Source organism: Pseudarthrobacter raffinosi, from assembly GCF_023913835.1.
Lineage (GTDB): Bacteria > Actinomycetota > Actinomycetes > Actinomycetales > Micrococcaceae > Arthrobacter > Arthrobacter raffinosi.
Genome location: NZ_JAMXBG010000008.1, coordinates 20131 through 34918 on the forward strand (window position 1 = coordinate 20131; position 14788 = coordinate 34918).

15 protein-coding genes are annotated in these 14788 nt (G+C 66.3%); 8 read left to right on the forward strand and 7 right to left on the reverse strand.

Annotated elements, in window-relative coordinates; all coding sequences use genetic code 11:
• The first annotated feature begins 108 nt into the window (after positions 1-108).
• Both NG697_RS09610 and NG697_RS09615 read left to right on the forward strand, forming a co-directional pair.
• Positions 109-624 (forward strand): histidine kinase, encoded by a 516-nt coding sequence (locus NG697_RS09610; protein WP_252610605.1) that lies wholly within the window; start codon positions 109-111, stop codon positions 622-624.
• A complete protein-coding gene (locus NG697_RS09615; RefSeq protein ID WP_252610607.1) occupies positions 624-1487 on the forward strand; it encodes a DUF4097 family beta strand repeat-containing protein in 864 nt (287 codons plus the stop codon). The genes NG697_RS09610 and NG697_RS09615 overlap by 1 nt, the downstream gene beginning before the upstream one ends.
• Before the next feature lie 109 nt (positions 1488-1596).
• On the opposite strand, the gene NG697_RS09620 is transcribed toward NG697_RS09615, so the two are convergent.
• The 3 genes from NG697_RS09620 to NG697_RS09630 are packed head-to-tail and all read right to left on the reverse strand — an operon-like array spanning position 1597 to position 4310.
• Complete coding sequence (locus tag NG697_RS09620; protein ID WP_252599945.1) at positions 1597-2430, reverse strand: metal ABC transporter permease; 834 nt, start codon at positions 2428-2430, stop codon at positions 1597-1599.
• Positions 2431-2478: 48 nt separating this feature from the next.
• Positions 2479-3300, reverse strand: coding sequence for a metal ABC transporter ATP-binding protein (locus NG697_RS09625; RefSeq protein ID WP_252599898.1), 822 nt, complete (start codon positions 3298-3300; stop codon positions 2479-2481).
• Complete coding sequence (locus tag NG697_RS09630) at positions 3300-4310, reverse strand: metal ABC transporter substrate-binding protein (RefSeq protein WP_252614068.1); 1011 nt, start codon at positions 4308-4310, stop codon at positions 3300-3302. Before NG697_RS09630 ends, NG697_RS09625 begins: the two co-directional genes overlap by 1 nt.
• A 143-nt stretch (positions 4311-4453) precedes the next feature.
• On the opposite strand from NG697_RS09630, the gene NG697_RS09635 reads away from it, so the two are divergent.
• The 4 genes from NG697_RS09635 (at position 4454) to NG697_RS09650 (ending at position 8499) form a co-directional block, all read left to right on the forward strand.
• Positions 4454-5215 (forward strand): CPBP family intramembrane glutamic endopeptidase, encoded by a 762-nt coding sequence (locus NG697_RS09635; protein WP_252610613.1) that lies wholly within the window; start codon positions 4454-4456, stop codon positions 5213-5215.
• Positions 5216-5277: 62 nt separating this feature from the next.
• Positions 5278-6261, forward strand: a complete 984-nt coding sequence (locus NG697_RS09640; protein WP_252599896.1) for a 1,4-dihydroxy-2-naphthoyl-CoA synthase — start codon at positions 5278-5280, stop codon at positions 6259-6261.
• A 74-nt stretch (positions 6262-6335) separates the two neighbouring features.
• Positions 6336-7538, forward strand: coding sequence for an AMP-binding protein (locus NG697_RS09645; protein ID WP_252599895.1), 1203 nt, complete (start codon positions 6336-6338; stop codon positions 7536-7538).
• Between the two features lie 79 nt (positions 7539-7617).
• Positions 7618-8499 (forward strand): 1,4-dihydroxy-2-naphthoate polyprenyltransferase, encoded by an 882-nt coding sequence (locus NG697_RS09650; protein WP_252614069.1) that lies wholly within the window; start codon positions 7618-7620, stop codon positions 8497-8499.
• A gap of 32 nt (positions 8500-8531) precedes the next feature.
• On the opposite strand, the gene NG697_RS09655 is transcribed toward NG697_RS09650, so the two are convergent.
• Positions 8532-8873 (reverse strand): DUF4229 domain-containing protein, encoded by a 342-nt coding sequence (locus NG697_RS09655; RefSeq protein WP_252599893.1) that lies wholly within the window; start codon positions 8871-8873, stop codon positions 8532-8534.
• Positions 8874-8933: 60 nt separating this feature from the next.
• On the opposite strand from NG697_RS09655, the gene NG697_RS09660 reads away from it, so the two are divergent.
• Both NG697_RS09660 and NG697_RS09665 read left to right on the forward strand, forming a co-directional pair.
• Positions 8934-9395, forward strand: a complete 462-nt coding sequence (locus NG697_RS09660) for a PLD nuclease N-terminal domain-containing protein (protein ID WP_252599892.1) — start codon at positions 8934-8936, stop codon at positions 9393-9395.
• Between the two features lie 7 nt (positions 9396-9402).
• On the forward strand, positions 9403-10029 hold the full coding sequence (locus NG697_RS09665; protein WP_252614070.1) for a hypothetical protein: 627 nt from the start codon (positions 9403-9405) through the stop codon (positions 10027-10029).
• A 9-nt stretch (positions 10030-10038) separates the two neighbouring features.
• Here the strand turns inward: NG697_RS09665 and NG697_RS09670 are convergent, their stop codons facing one another.
• The 3 genes from NG697_RS09670 to NG697_RS09680 all read right to left on the reverse strand — a co-directional run bounded on the left by NG697_RS09670 (position 10039) and on the right by NG697_RS09680 (position 14711).
• Positions 10039-11532, reverse strand: a complete 1494-nt coding sequence (locus tag NG697_RS09670) for a dynamin family protein (RefSeq protein ID WP_252614071.1) — start codon at positions 11530-11532, stop codon at positions 10039-10041.
• On the reverse strand, positions 11529-13490 hold the full coding sequence (locus tag NG697_RS09675) for a dynamin family protein (RefSeq protein WP_374209916.1): 1962 nt from the start codon (positions 13488-13490) through the stop codon (positions 11529-11531). The genes NG697_RS09670 and NG697_RS09675 overlap by 4 nt, the downstream gene beginning before the upstream one ends.
• Positions 13491-13649: 159 nt before the next feature.
• Complete coding sequence (locus NG697_RS09680) at positions 13650-14711, reverse strand: IniB N-terminal domain-containing protein (RefSeq protein ID WP_252614072.1); 1062 nt, start codon at positions 14709-14711, stop codon at positions 13650-13652.
• Positions 14712-14788: the final 77 nt, after the last annotated feature.

Here is a 14788-nt window from a genome sequence, read left to right on the forward strand (position 1 = left end):
TCCAGCTTCCCCGCCGGAAGCCGCAGCGTCAAGCCGGGACACCACCGGTGACACCAATATTCGCCAGAAAGTATTGACATGACACCAAAGTGACGTCAAAATGGTGTCATGCAACTCAACCAGTACGTATCCGCCGTCCAGCATCAGCTGGGCGTCGCGGCCGAAGCCGGTGGCCCTGAGGCCCGGGAACTCAGCGACCGCCTCACTGCCGCGCTTGAGTCCACCGTCCGGCTCGTCCTCCTCGAAGCCCTCTCCGACGCCGCCAGCGAGATCACCCTCGAGCTGGCCCCGGCGTCGGTGGAGGTACGGCTCCGGGGCCGCGATCCGGAGTTTGTGGTCACCAGCCCGCCCGTTGCCAGCGACTTCGAAGCGGTGACGGAACGGTCCAGCCAGCCTTCCCGGCAGACTCCGGAAGAGTTCGACGGCGCCAGCACCTCCCGCACGACGCTCCGCCTTCCCGATCACCTCAAGCAGCAGGTTGAAGAGGCCGCCGGCATTGAAGGCCTGTCCGTAAACTCCTGGCTGATCCGGGCCGTCGCGGACGCCCTCAACGGGAACCAATCCACCCAACGGACCATTCGCCGCGATCCCGGCGAGCAGAACTTCACAGGATGGGCACGCTGATGAAAACCTTCGAGACCCCCCAGCCAATCGCCGTCGTGGTGGACGTGTCCGTCCGTGCCGACATTCTGGTTGTGGCCGGCAACCGCACCGACACCGTGGTCAACGTCCGGCCCCGCGAAGCAACCCGGGCCCTGGACATCAAGGCGGCGGAGCAGACCACCGTGGACTACACGGATGGACGCCTGCAGGTAAGGCTGCATCCGCAACGCCGCCACACCTGGTTCAGCGACGGCGGCGCCGTGGACATCGCAGTTGAAGTGCCCATCGGCTGCAGCCTTGAGTTGAAGTCCGGAATGGGCGATCTCCGCTGCGAGGGCGAATTCAGCTCCGCCGAACTGAAGACGGACATGGGCCACGTCCACCTCGACCACTCCACGGAACTCCGGGTCCACACGGGCATGGGCGACGTGACCGTGGAACGCGTCGCGGGGCGGGCGGAAATCAAGACCGGCTCGGGCAAGATTCGGATCCGGGAAATCGACGGGACCGCCAGCGTCAAGAACGGCAACGGCAGCACGTACATCGTGGATGCCGCCGGTGAACTCAAGGTCAGTGCCGCCAACGGGGACGTCTCCCTGGAACGCGCCGGCGTCACCACCACCATCAAGGCCTCCAACGGCGACATCACGGTCGGCGAGGTGGTCCGCGGAATCCTCACCCTACAGACCGCCGCAGGTTCGTTGGCCATCGGCGTCCGCGAAGGCACCGCCGCGTGGCTGGACCTCAGCACCAAGTACGGTCGCGTCCGCAACGGACTCGATGCCACCACCGGGCCAAGCGAGACGGACGCCAAAGTGGAGATCCGCGCCCGCAGCGCCTACGGCGACATCACCGTGCGGCGCTCCCCCGTTCCCACCCGGTAAACCACACCAGGTCAGACCACAGCAAAAGAACAACGCGGGGTCACTTAACGCTCATGTTTCCCCTCGTATTGGGCAGTAATTGACCCCGCGTTGCTGTGGACTCCCGGGCCTAGGCAACCAGAAGCGCGGCGGCCTTCCTGCGGCGGGCCTTCGCCAGCCGGGTGCCGATCAGTCCCTGCCGGGGGCTGAACAGGTAGACGGCAGCGAACACCACGCCCTGCGTGAGCACCACCATGGCGCCCGAAGCCGTGTCCAGGTAGTAGCTGAAGTAGATGCCGGCGATGGAGCACACCGCTGAAATCACCGGTGCGATGACCAGCATCCGGTTGAAGCGGTCCGTGAGCAGGTAGGCGGTGGCACCGGGGATGATGAGCATCGCCACCACCAGCACCACGCCCACCGTCTGCAGCGCCACCACCGACGTCAAAGCCAGCAGCCCCATAAGCAGCGCCCCCAGCCGTTTCGGGGAGAGCCCGATCGCGTGGGCGTGCGTGGGATCGAACGCATAGAGGGTCAGGTCGCGGCGCTTCAGGATCAGGATGACGAACGCGACGACGCCGAGCACCAGCACCTGGATCAGGTCCGGGATGCTGACGCCCAGGAGGTTGCCGAAGATGATGTGATTCAGGTCAGTCTGGCTGGGCGTGACGGAGATCAGCACAAGGCCCAAGGCAAACAGCGAGGTGAACACAATGCCGATGGCGGCGTCCTCCTTCACGCGGCTGGTGTTGCGGATGACGCCGATCAGGGTCACCGCGATCAGCGCGAACACCAGGGCACCGAGCGCAAACGGGGCGCCCACAATGTAGGCCAGCACAACGCCGGGCAGCACGGCGTGGGAGACGGCGTCGCCCATCAGGGACCAGCCGATCAGCACCAGCCAACAGCTGAGGACAGCACAGACGACGGCGGCGAGCGCGGTGGTGACGATGGCGCGGACCATAAAGTCGTAGCTGAGCGGTTCGAGCAGAATGTCGAAGATTTCCACGGGTCAGCCCCTGCTCTCGATGGTGGCGGAGGCGCCGGCGGCTGCGGGGTGGACGACGGCGGCCGTGACGGCGGGGTGGGGAGGTACCGGAAGGTCGCGGTTCAGCACATCCAGGCCGAACGCCATGGCGAGGTTCTCCGGCTGGAGCACCAGTTCCGGGGCGCCGTGCATCAGGACCCGGCGCATGAGGAGCACGGCTTCGTCGCACAGGTTGGGCAGCGCGTGGAGGTCGTGGGTGGAGATCAGGATGGTGCAGCCGTCGGAGGCCAGCTCGCGCAGCAGCCGGGTGATGGTGGCCTCGGAGCGCTTGTCAACGCCGGCGAACGGTTCGTCCAGGAGCATCATGGTGGCACCCTGGGCAATGCCGCGGGCCACAAAAGCACGCTTCTTCTGCCCGCCGGACAGCTGCCCGATCTGCCGTTCCGCGTACTCGCCCAGTTCCACGCGGTCCAGCGCCAGATCGACGGCGGCGCGGTCGGCCTTGGAGGGGCGCCGGGTGAAGCCCTGGTGCCCGTAGCGTCCCATCATCACCACATCGCGGACGGACAGCGGGAACTGCCAGTCAACGTCCTCGCTCTGCGGCACATAGCCGATCCCGCCCTCCTTGCGCGCCCTGGTGGGTGACTGTCCGCCGATCAGTACGCGGCCGGCGTCGGGCTTGATCATTCCCATGATCACCTTGAACAGGGTGGACTTCCCGGACCCGTTCATGCCGATCAGGCCGCAGATCCGGGCGGCGTCCACGGTGAGCGAGGCGGAATCGAGCGCCAGGACCTCGCCGTAGTGGACGGTGACGTTTTCAACGAGGATGGCCGGGGAGCTCATTACTTCGCCCCTGCTGGGGCCCCGGTGGAGGTTCCGGCTGAGGTGCTGGCCAGGGCCTTGGTGATGACATCGGCGTCGTGCCTGATCAGGTCCAGGTAAGTGGGTACGGGCCCGTCGGCTTCGGACAGCGAATCCACGTATAGCGTGCCGCCGAACTTCGCTCCGGTGGCGCCCACCACCTGCTGCATGGGCGCATCGGACACCGTGGATTCACAGAACACGGCAGGAACCTTGTTGGCCTTGACGTACTCGATGGCGCGGGTGATCTGTTGCGGCGTGGCCTGCTGTTCGGCGTTGACGGCCCAGATGTAGACCTCTTTGAGCCCGGCATCACGGGCCAGGTAGGAGAATGCGCCTTCGCAGGTCACCAGGGCGCGCTGGTTCTCCGGGAGGCCTGCGAGGCTTGCTTTCATCTCGTCCTGCACACCCTGCAGTTCGGCCTTATACGCGTCACCGTTGGCTTTGAAGACCGCTGCGTTATCCGGGTCAAGCTCGCTGAACGCCTTCACCATGTTGTCCACATAGATCTGCACGTTCACGGGCGACATCCACGCATGCGGGTTCGGTTTGCCCTGGTAGGAGTCCTCGCTGATGGACATGACCTCCACACCGTCACTGACCACGGCGTGCGGCACGTCCAGGCCCTCCACGAACTGCCCGAACCAGGCCTCGAGGTTCAGGCCGTTGTCCAGGATGAGGTCCGCCTTGGCTGCCTTGCGGATGTCGCCGGGGGTGGGTTCGTAGCCGTGGATTTCGGCGCCCGCCTTGGTGATGGACTCCACCGTGAGCTTGTCCCCCGCAACGTTCCGGGCGACGTCGGCGAGCACCGTGAAGGTGGTCAGGACCACGGGCTTGTCACTGTCACGGGCGCCCGACGCGTCACCCCCGCACGCGGTAAGGGACAGGGAAAGGAGGACGACGGCGGCGGCGCCGGCAGCGCGGAACGCCGCCGTTCCCCGGGCGAGGGTTCGGACGGCGACTTTGGCGCGCCGAAACAAAAATTTAGGCATACCGAACATTCTACGCGACGCCGATCTGGCCCCGCAATGTGACGCCCACCCGCCCACTCCCAACTAGGTAGCGCTAACTGTCGCTTTGGGGCCTCAAAACGACAGTTAGCGCTACCTAGTTGGGAGGGAGCTAGGCTGAAGACATGGCCATCACGCACCGGAAACCACCCGCGCCGCAGCCCGAGCTGTACCGGTTTTCCGCCCTTGATTTCACCGCCGTCGGCCTCTATGTGGCCGCGGCCGGGCTCTTCGCCGTGGCCGGGGAACTGCTGGTCCCGCTCATAAGCCAGCTTGCCCCCAGCCCGGCCGCGGCGTCGTACGCCGTGAACCTCATCTTCTATGGCTCGATCGGGATCCTGGCGCTGGCCGCCGCCCGCCGGGTGGTAGCCCGGGACCTGCGCGTGCTGGCCACCCGTCCGTGGTTCACGCTGCTGATGGTACCGGCGGCGGTGGTGGCCATGATGATCCTCACGGCGGTGGTGGTGTCGGCCGGCGGCGGAGTGGAGACGTCGGCAAACCAAGCCGGACTGCAGGCGCTGATGCAACAGGTTCCTGCCTGGCTGATGGTGCCGGTCCTGGTGGTGGTGGGCCCGTTTGTGGAGGAGTACATCTTCCGGCACCTGCTGATCGGCAAGCTCAGCCGCCGGCTCAACATCTGGCTGTGCTGTGCCCTCTCTGTGGTCCTCTTTGCCGGCATCCATATCGCAGGCCAGGAAGCCATCACGCTCAGTGCTTTGCTCCCCTATCTGGCCATGGGCGGCACGCTGGTGTTTGTCTACGTGTGGACCGGGAAGAACCTGATGTTCTCCTACTTTGTGCACGCGGCGAAGAACCTGCTGGCGGTCATCTTCATCTACGCCATCCCGCCCGAGCTATTCGAGCAGTTGCAGCAGGTCCAGCCCTGACAGCTGCCGTTCCCGAGGGCAACGAGTTCTGCATCAGCTGACCCGATTACTAGACTTGTCCGGTGAGCAACCAACTTCCCGCCAAGGTGTCCGACGTCTTTGACCCCACCCGCTGGCGCACCGTGTCCGGTTTCGACGACTTCCAGGACATGACGTACCACCGGCAGGTAGAGCGGGTCTCGACAAGCTCGACCACCGGGACGGGCTCAACAACCGGAACGGAAACCAGGGACCTGCCCACCGTCCGCATCGCCTTCAACCGCCCGGAAGTCCGCAACGCCTTCCGCCCCGGCACGGTGGACGAGCTCTACCGCGCCATGGACCACGCCCGCATGACCCCGGACGTCGCCACGGTCCTGCTCACCGGCAACGGCCCCTCCCCCAAGGACGGCGGCCACAGCTTCTGCTCCGGCGGGGACCAGCGCATCCGCGGCCGCGACGGGTACCGCTATGCCGACGGCGAGACCCAGGAAACCATCGACCCCGCCCGCGCCGGACGCCTCCACATCCTCGAGGTCCAGCGGCTCATGCGGACCATGCCCAAGGTGGTCATCGCCGTCGTGAACGGCTGGGCTGCCGGCGGCGGGCACTCCCTGCACGTGGTCTCGGACCTCACGATCGCCTCCCGCCAGCACGGCAAGTTCAAGCAGACGGACGCCACGGTGGGAAGTTTCGACGCCGGGTACGGCTCGGCGCTGCTGGCCCGCCAGATCGGCCAGAAGTCCGCCCGCGAGATTTTCTTCCTGGCCCGCGAGTACTCCGCGGACGACATGGTCCGCATTGGCGCCGTGAACGAGGCCGTAGACCACGAGCGCCTCGAAGAGGTGGCCCTGGAATACGCCGCGGACATCGCCCGGCAGTCACCGCAGGCCATCCGGATGCTGAAATTCGCCTTCAACCTTGCCGACGACGGCCTGGCCGGCCAGCAGGTCTTCGCCGGCGAAGCCACCCGTTTGGCCTACATGACGGACGAGGCGGTGGAAGGAAAGGAAGCCTTCCTGGAGAAACGCGACCCGGACTGGTCCCGCTTCCCGCACTACTTCTAGGCACCACGTCTAGGCACAAACTTCCAAGCCGGCCGGCCTCCAGGCCCCGGCTGACTTCAAAGGCAGGACGGCACATGAATCTCGGAACCCAGACCATCGGTCCCACGGACATCGACCCGGTGCTCAAAGCCCTGGCTGCCGCCCTCCACGGTGAGGGACCCGCCGTCGAACTTTCCGTGGGCCCCGACGGCGAACTGGTGGTGGGACACACCGAGACGCCCGGCTGCGATGACGCCGTGGCGGTGGTCCGCACGTCCGGCTCCACCGGCGCGCCGAAGGCTACCATCCTGACCGTCGAGGCGCTGGCGGCCTCATCCATGGCCACCGCCCTGGCGCTCAAGGGCGAGGGCCAGTGGCTCCTGGCCCTCCCCGTGCAGTACGTGGCAGGCGTGCAGGTCCTGGTGCGGTCACTGTTCGCCGGCACCCGCCCGTGGGTGATGGACATGTCCGGCGGTTTCACCCCCGAGGCGTTCACGGCCGGCGCCCTGGAGTTGACCGACAAGTTCCGCTTCACCTCGCTGGTCCCCACACAGCTCCAACGCCTCCTGGAGGCGCCGTCGCCGGAGACCCTGGCCGTCCTGCGGCGGTTCAACGGCATCCTGCTGGGCGGCGCACCGGCGTCGGCCGGGCTGCTGGACGCCGCCCGCGAGGCCGGCGTCAGGGTGGTCGCCACGTACGGGTCCGCCGAAACCTGCGGCGGCTGCGTGTACGACGGCGTGCCGCTGGAAGGCGTCCAGGTCCGGGTGGCCGACGACGGCCGTATCCTGCTGGGCGGCGACACCGTGGCCGCCGGGTATGTGGATGCGCCCGAAGCGACGGACACGTTTTTCGAGGAGGACGGCGTCCGCTGGTACCGCACCAATGACCTCGGCACGCTGGACGCGGACGGCCGGCTCACCGTGCTGGGCCGCGCCGACGACGTCATCATCACCGGCGGCGTCAAGGTCTCCGCCGCGCATGTGCAGGAAGAGCTGGAAAAGTCCGACGGCGTTGCGGCGGCTTTTGTGGCCGGCGTCCCGTCAACGGAATGGGGCCAGGCCGTGGCCGCCTTTGTTGCGCTCGACGCCGCTGCCTCCGGCGCCACCGCGGACTCAGGTGTCGCGGGCTCCCCAGCAGGGGATCACACCGTCGTACTTAAGGAGGAATGGCACAGGCGGCTGGGCCTCCTGGCGCCGAAAACCGTCCTGGCTGCCCCGGAACTGCTGATGCTTCCCAACGGCAAGCCGGACCGCCTGGCGATGATCGAACGGCTCAACGCGCTGCATCAGGGAAAGTAGAGTAGAGCTGCACCGGCGGCCCGTTCGCGGCCGCCACCACCGTTTCACCGTTCTCCCGACCCAACACGAGGTACTGACCGTGGCCACAGCCGCACAATGGATCCAAGGCGCCCGCCTCCGCACTTTGCCGGCCGCCATCGCCCCGGTACTGATCGGCACCGCCGCGGCCTACGAGCTGGATTCGTTCCGCCCCGTTAATGCCGTGCTGGCCGCCCTGGTGGCGCTGCTGCTGCAGATCGGCGTGAACTACGCCAACGATTATTCCGACGGCGTCCGCGGCACCGACGAGGACCGCGTGGGACCCCTGCGGCTGGTGGGTTCCGGCGCCGCCCAGCCGGAACACGTCAAATATGCAGCGTTCGGCGCCTTCGCGGTGGCCATGCTGTTCGGCCTGGCGCTGGTGTTGATCACCCAGAGCTGGTGGCTGATCCTGGTGGGAGTCGGCTGCGTCATGGCCGCCTGGGGCTACACCGGCGGCAAGAACCCCTACGGCTACATGGGCCTGGGCGACGTCTTTGTGTTTGTCTTCTTCGGCCTGGTGGCAACACTCGGCACCACCTACACCCAGGCCGGCCAGGTCAACCTGCCGGCCGTTATCGGCGCGCTCGGTACCGGTCTCATTGCCTGCGCCCTGCTGATGGCCAACAACGTCCGCGACATCCCCACCGACATCCAGGCCGGCAAAAAAACCCTGGCCGTGCGCCTGGGCGACAAGCACGCCCGCGAAAGCTACGTGCTGATGCTCGCCGTGGCCGTCCTGCTGGTGGTCATCCTGGCTCCCGGGCGGCCGTGGATGCTGATCGTGCTGCTGCTGATCCCGGCCTGCCTGATGCCCGCCTGGCTGATGATCAACGGCCGCAAGCGCAAAAGCCTCATTCCCGTGCTGCAGCAGACCGGCCTGATCAACCTCGGCTACAGCCTGCTGTTCTCACTGGGACTGGTGCTCAGCCACGGATTCTAGGCCGAATCCGGGCGGGGTCAAGGACTCGGGCTCTAGGACTCGGGTGCCTTCGGGGCCGGTGTTCCGGTTTCGGGGGCCTTCGGGCCGCTGTTCCGGATGGTGACATCCGGGTTGGCGTCCAAGAGGCTGTCCTCGGCTTCGGCGTCGGCCACCTCGCTTTCACTGCGCAGCGGCTTGGCGTTGCCGGAGAGCCGTCCGTGAATGGCGGCAGCGGCGGCGTCGCGCTGTTTCTGGAAGAAAAGGTAGCTGACCGCAAACGCGATCAGCGCTGCGCAGATGACTGACAGCACCGCCCCCAGCTTCAGGAACATAAAGAGCACAAAGAGCGGCGCAAACAGCGCCAGCCGGATCAGGGAGTATTTCAGAAAAGCCACGGTTCAAGTTTAGCCGCTTTGCCTGAACGCCCCCGGCCCGCGGACGATAGACTTAATGCCATGCTCTTCCGTGTGGTTCTCGCCGTCGCCATTCTCGTCATCTTTGTGTATGGCCTGGTGGACGTGATCCGCACTGATGGCCGCCTCACCCGCGGGATCTCCAAGCCGGCCTGGATCGTGGTGATGATTGTCCTTCCGGTGCTCGGCGCCATCCTGTGGCTGCTGATCGGCCGTCCGCGTGACTCAGCCCCGGTCCGCCAACCGCGCAGCCACCCCACCGCGCCGGATGATGATCCCGATTTCCTCCGCAACCTGGAAATGCGCCGCCGCAACCAGGCCGACGCTGCCCGCCTCAAGAAGCTCAAGGATGACCTTGAGGCGAACGCCAAGGCGGACGGCGGTCCCGCTCGCACCGGACAGGACAACGCCGGTACGCGGGGCAAGGATGGGATCGGCCACGACGAAGCCGGCGGTGCCAGCACGGGAGACGCGGACACCCACGATACCGGCGACGTAAAGTAGGCAAAACGTGGCCCAGCACCCCGACGGAGAATCCCAACAGCCAGTTGCACCCGCCGGGGCTGCCACGCCCCCTCTGCCGCCGCCGCGGCCCGGGCTGTCCTACGCCGCGCCGGCGCCCATCGTTGTCATTCCGCCGACACCGCGGAGCGTCCGCCTAGCGCGGACCTTCTGGCTGTTCAGCTTCGTGGCAGGCCTGGCCGTGCTCATCGGTTCCTTCCTCACCCTCGACTCACACCTGGAGCGGCTCCGCACCGTGGTGGACCAGATGTCCCCCGGCGGCGGACCTGACGCTGTAACCACATCCGCGACCATTGTTTTCTGGGGTAGCCTGGGCGCCCTGCTGCTGGTGATCCTGCTCGAAGCGGCGGCGCTGGCAATTTTCTCAGCGCGCCGCGGCTGGTCCCGCTGGCTCATGATCCCGCTGCTGGCCGGGCAGGTAATGGTCATGGTGGTGGCCGCAGCTTTCCTCGTCCCCGAGGGCGACGCCGGCAGCTATGTTGTCCTGCTCTGGGGAGCCCAGTTGCTCCTTGCGTTCCTCGGCCTTGTGGCGGTTTTTGCGCCGTCGGCGGGCAGGTGGCTCAAGTCAGCGCGGATCCAGTCGGCGCAGGTCAGGCCGGCGCGGACGCGGCAATAAGGGCTGACCTCAGGCGGACTGCGGGTGCAGCTGCAGGGCGGAGCATTCAGCCACGACGCCCTCACAGCTGCGCATCACCACGCGGCAGGCCTCCACGGCTGAGCGCTCCGTCAGCGGGTTTTCCGATACCGTCCGCCACCGGTTCAGGCAGCGGCGGGCTTCGGCCAGGACTTCGTCCGGTCCGGCATCCGGAGCCAGCCCCAGCCTCAGGGCGGACGCCGCTCCCCAGCCGCCGACCAGCCTTTCGGCTTCCGCCGCCAACTCATCGCTGAGGGATACACCGGTGGTACGGATCGTGGCGAGCAAGCGGAGCTCACGGAACTCATGGGCGTTGGCCTGAAGGCGTTCCAAGGCTGCGGCCAGGCGGCCGGCCCCCTCCCTGGGCGCGCTGCGCAGCAAGCTTTCCACTCCCACCAAGGCAGTACGGGCTTTGAGGGCATCCCCGCGGGCCTGGAACTGCCGGGCCACAAGGTGCAGCAACGGGTCCAGCCCGCTGCGCCGGGCCAGTTCATGCGCCAGTGGCGTGGGTTCAGTGAAGCCACTCCGAATCAGCACTACGCCCAGCCGTATCCCAAACAGCCCGAACCGCTCAAGGAGGGAGGCGCGGGCTTCGGCGCCCAGGCTTTGCGGGACAGTGGCCCTGATGAACCTGTCCGCCGAGAGCAGCATCCGCTCCCGGTCGGACCGCTCCATGCCGGCCAGGACCTGCATGGACTCGAAGTCCGACTGGCGCATGCTGCGTGCGCTTTGCGCCAGCAGCCCGGCCACCGGGACCACCCCCAACGCCAGCTTCCGCAGGCTGTGGTCCCGGCGGTACCGGTCAGCGATGTCACCCGCGGAGAGCAGCGAATCAATGCGGCCCGCACCGATCTCGTCGGCACGGGACAGCACGGCAAGGGCGTTCACGGTTCCCGACCTACCCGTCTCGGTATCCCTGAAGGATTCGAGGAACCGCAGGTCCGAGGCGTGCATGTGGCGCATGAGGTAAATGATGGCATCAGCCTCGGAGGGCGCGTCCACGGGGATGAGGAAATCGGTGGACCGGGCAGAGACGTCTTCGGACAACGAGGCAATTCCCGGGGTGTCTATCAGGGTGAGCTCGCGCAGGGCCGGCGAGGGCCACTCCACCACCAGCCGTTCCATGTCCTCGGCGCGGGCGTTGCCCAGGACAAACACCAGGCGGCCGTCCACGCGCTTCAGCGGCAGGATATGCGGTTCACCGGCAATTGGGTAGGCCGTGATCCGCGGCGTGTGCCCGTAACGGTACCAGGTCACAATCCTTGTGCATTCCCCGGTGTCGGTCGGGGCGATCTCCTCCCCGATGATGGCGTTCAGCAGCGTGGATTTTCCCGCCTTGACCATGCCTGCCACAGCGATCCTGAGGGGCTCGGACAGCCGCCTGGCATAAGTCTCCAATGCCGCAGCCGCAGCGGGGTCGTCCGCATACACGAGCAGGGCGTCCTGGATCAGGTCCGCCACTCCCGCGCTGATGGACTCCTTCATCTGCCCGCCGCACCCACCGGCGCCGTGCCCACCGGCTGGCCGCCCGCCGTCGGACTTCCCGGCGCCGGGTTTCCCGACGCCGTGCCGCGCCCGGCCGGAGACTGCTCCGCCGGAGACTGCGCGGCCTGCGGCCCCGGGGATTGGGCCACTTCGGCGGCCACCAGGCCGGCGGCATGGTGCAGGGCGTCCACCTTCTTGAGCTCGGCCTTGATCTCGCGGATGCGGATGTCCTTTTCCAGCGTGTAGGTGGTGGCTGCCTTCTGGGCCGCCGCCACCGAATCCGCCAGGGAGCGATGGTGTTCGTCCGCGATTTCCGTGAAGTGGTCCCGGGTGGAGCGCTGCACCAGCCGGAGCCGGTCCTTGAGCTGCTTGCCCACCTGGAACGTGACATCGTCCAGCTGCCGGCGGACCAGCGCCTTGGCTTCGGCCTGCCGGCGCTTCAGCCGTGCTTCCTTGTCCTCGCGGTACGCCTTGCGGCCCAGCAGCAGGCCCGCGCCCACTGACAGGGGATTGATCAGGGCCATGCCGAAAATCCCGGTCAGGAGCCCGAACATCAGCACGCCGCCGTAGGACCCGCGCATGCCGATCAGGACCTTCTGCAGGGGGTTGATGTGCCCGTCGTCGAGCCTTGGCATGTTGTCCACCGGGTCCAACGCGTCGTCGGTGTCCGAGATGTGAAGCACCGGCAGGGCCACTTCGTCCTCTGAAAAATGCTCCGCCACCTGTGCGGCCAGCCACTGCGCGCGTTCGCTGGTCCACACAAACGTGTCCGAGATCGCGGCGGCGGCGCACTCCTCGAGCCACGCGGAAAACTGGGTCCAGGTGGGGCCGGGATCGCCCTGGTCAATAGCGGCCTCGGCTTCGCGCTGGATGCGCCGCAGGCGGTCCCGGAGGTCGTACTCCATGTCCGCGATCAGGTCGCCGATGCCGTCGTTGAGCGTAATCTGCCACCGGGCGGAACGTTTGCGCAGCTCATCGGCCTGAGACTTCGCCTCCTCCAGCCCTGCAATCATCCGCGGCGTCCCGTCAGGATCCTCAAGCGCTCCCAGCTCGGACCGCAAGGACAGGCGCAGGTTCTCAGTCACGGAGAGCAGGTCCTGGCTGACGGAGCGCCGTTGCAGCCGCTCCGCCTTGCCCACAATTTCATTCCGGAGGTGGCCGATCAGCACGGGGAAACCCGACTCGGCGTTGAGTTCGCTGTCCTGAAGGCGTGCAGCCTCCAGCCGGAGATCCGAGGAAACCGCGAACAGCGGGATGTCCGGCGCCACCTGCGCGAGCTGGGCACGGTCCATGGCCTCCACACGCCGCCAGTCCGGATACAGGTCCGTTTTGGACAGGATGCCTGCAACGCTCGGGGTGATCCGCATGGCCTGGCGCAGGAACCGCATTTCGGGCTCGGTGTATTCCTGCGAGGCGTCTGAAACCAGCAGCATGGCGTCCGCTGTGGGCAAGGCTGTGAGGGTGGTCAATGTGTGCGAGGAGCCCAGTCCCCCCACACCCGGGGAATCGATGACCGTCAGCCCGCCGGCCAGGACCTTGCGGGGCAGGAAAACTTCGGCCGCTACCAGCTTCTTGACGTTTCCGGGGTTGCCCCGCTCGGAAACGTAAGCCGCCAGGTCCGCTATGTTGATGGGCTGCCGCTCCAGTGCGGCGTCGTCGCCGGGCTCTGTGCCGGCTTTGGGCAGCAGGATGGCAGCGGACGCGGGTTCCCCGTGGCGGACCACGGTGGGCACCGAGGTGGCGATGTCGTCGTCGACAGGGCACACCGGGGCGTTCACCAGGGCGTTGATAAGTTTGCTTTTTCCTTGCTTGAATTCCCCCACCATGATCACGCGGATACTCGGATCCTTCAGCCGGCGCAGGGTCTGGTCCAGGCGTTTCCGCAGGTCCGCGCGGTCCCCTATCCCCACCAGCTCGATGCCCTGCTCCACCAGCAACGCCAGCTGGCCGGCGTTCATCGGCACCGGCGCACGTCCAGGACCTCCCGGTCGTTGCGATTCAGCCATGATCTGTCCTTTGCAGCAGGAGTGCGGGTGGGGCGGGGGATAATCCGCGAAGAGCCCGGCAGGAGGTCGATGGCCTCCTGCCGGGCGCTCCCGGTACTCGGAATTTGATGATCAGAGGCTGATCTCCGAATCTTCGACCGCGACGTCGGTGTCCACAGCCACGTCAGTGTTCGTCGAGTTGTCCTCGGTGGAGTTGTCCTGGAAAGAATCCTCAACCACAACCTCAACCGGGTTGAAGGAATCAACCACTTCCACCTCGGTGGTCTCCGCCTGCGAGTTGTCGTTGAAGGATTCCTCAACCGCAACCTCGGTGGTGGAGTTGTCTTCGATGGAGTTGTCCGAGTTGTCGTTGACTACGATCGAGTTGTCCTCGGTGGAGTTATCGGAGTTGTCCTGGAAGGAATCCTCAATCTTCACCGAGTTATCCACGGAGTTATCCGAGTTATCCGAGTTATCGGAATTATCGGAGTTGTCCGAGTTGTCGTTGAACGAATCAGCGACATCCAGGTCAACGTCGGTGTTGAACGAATCGGCCACATCCAGATCGCGGTTGCCGATGTTGACGTCGCCGCCGGCGGTGATCGAGTTGTCCGTGGAATTGTCCGTGGTGTTGTCCGTGTTGTAGGAGTCGGTGGTGTTGTAGGAGTCCCGGACGTTGTTGTCGTCGCCCGCGGCCAGGGCCTGATCGCCGGATGCGATGACAGCCTCGTTGTCGAACCACTGGTTCACGTCGCCGTCGGCCCAGATGTTCTGGTTGACCGACTGGTCCGTGATCGTGTCCCGGTCATCCACCGTTGAGGTGTAGGAGTAGTTGTTCACCACGTGATGCAGCTGCTGGACAGCGTGGGCGTGATCGTCATGGTGGTCGTGCCCCGGGGTGTGGCCTGAACCGCCGCCTGCAGGAGGCGGGGTGTGGCCGGCGCCGCCGATGCCTCCCGTCCATGAGGTGTTCCCGCCGGTGTTGTACTCCCGGTCGAAGGAAGAAGCGTTGACAGTGATGGGTGCGTAGTCCAGGACAACCGGCATAGCGGCGTCAACATCGGCGGAGCAGACTTCGCGCAGGCCGGCACCCTCGAGTGAACGCTCCGGATCGTTCAGGAACTCCTGGGCAGCGGCGGGGTTGTTGAACAGGCCCATCAGGAACTGGACGAGCTGGTTTGCGAGTGTAGGCATTGGATGGTCCTCAAATCTTCTCGGAGTTGTGGATCGCCAGGCCTCGGTGCCGGGCTTAAATCAAACCTAAGGTCCTT

Excerpts from the sequence above, each read along its gene's own strand:
- NG697_RS09610 (WP_252610605.1), top strand. The coding sequence starts at position 109 with ATGCAACTCAACCAGTACGTATCCGCCGTCCAGCATCAGCTGGGCGTC.
- NG697_RS09615 (WP_252610607.1), top strand. The coding sequence starts at position 624 with ATGAAAACCTTCGAGACCCCCCAGCCAATCGCCGTCGTGGTGGACGTG.
- NG697_RS09620 (WP_252599945.1), bottom strand. The coding sequence starts at position 2,430 with ATGGTCCGCGCCATCGTCACCACCGCGCTCGCCGCCGTCGTCTGTGCT.
- NG697_RS09625 (WP_252599898.1), bottom strand. The coding sequence starts at position 3,300 with ATGAGCTCCCCGGCCATCCTCGTTGAAAACGTCACCGTCCACTACGGC.
- NG697_RS09630 (WP_252614068.1), bottom strand. The coding sequence starts at position 4,310 with ATGCCTAAATTTTTGTTTCGGCGCGCCAAAGTCGCCGTCCGAACCCTC.
- NG697_RS09635 (WP_252610613.1), top strand. The coding sequence starts at position 4,454 with ATGGCCATCACGCACCGGAAACCACCCGCGCCGCAGCCCGAGCTGTAC.
- NG697_RS09645 (WP_252599895.1), top strand. The coding sequence starts at position 6,336 with ATGAATCTCGGAACCCAGACCATCGGTCCCACGGACATCGACCCGGTG.
- NG697_RS09660 (WP_252599892.1), top strand. The coding sequence starts at position 8,934 with ATGCTCTTCCGTGTGGTTCTCGCCGTCGCCATTCTCGTCATCTTTGTG.
- NG697_RS09670 (WP_252614071.1), bottom strand. The coding sequence starts at position 11,532 with ATGAAGGAGTCCATCAGCGCGGGAGTGGCGGACCTGATCCAGGACGCC.
- NG697_RS09675 (WP_374209916.1), bottom strand. The coding sequence starts at position 13,490 with ATGAACGCCGGCCAGCTGGCGTTGCTGGTGGAGCAGGGCATCGAGCTG.
- NG697_RS09680 (WP_252614072.1), bottom strand. The coding sequence starts at position 14,711 with ATGCCTACACTCGCAAACCAGCTCGTCCAGTTCCTGATGGGCCTGTTC.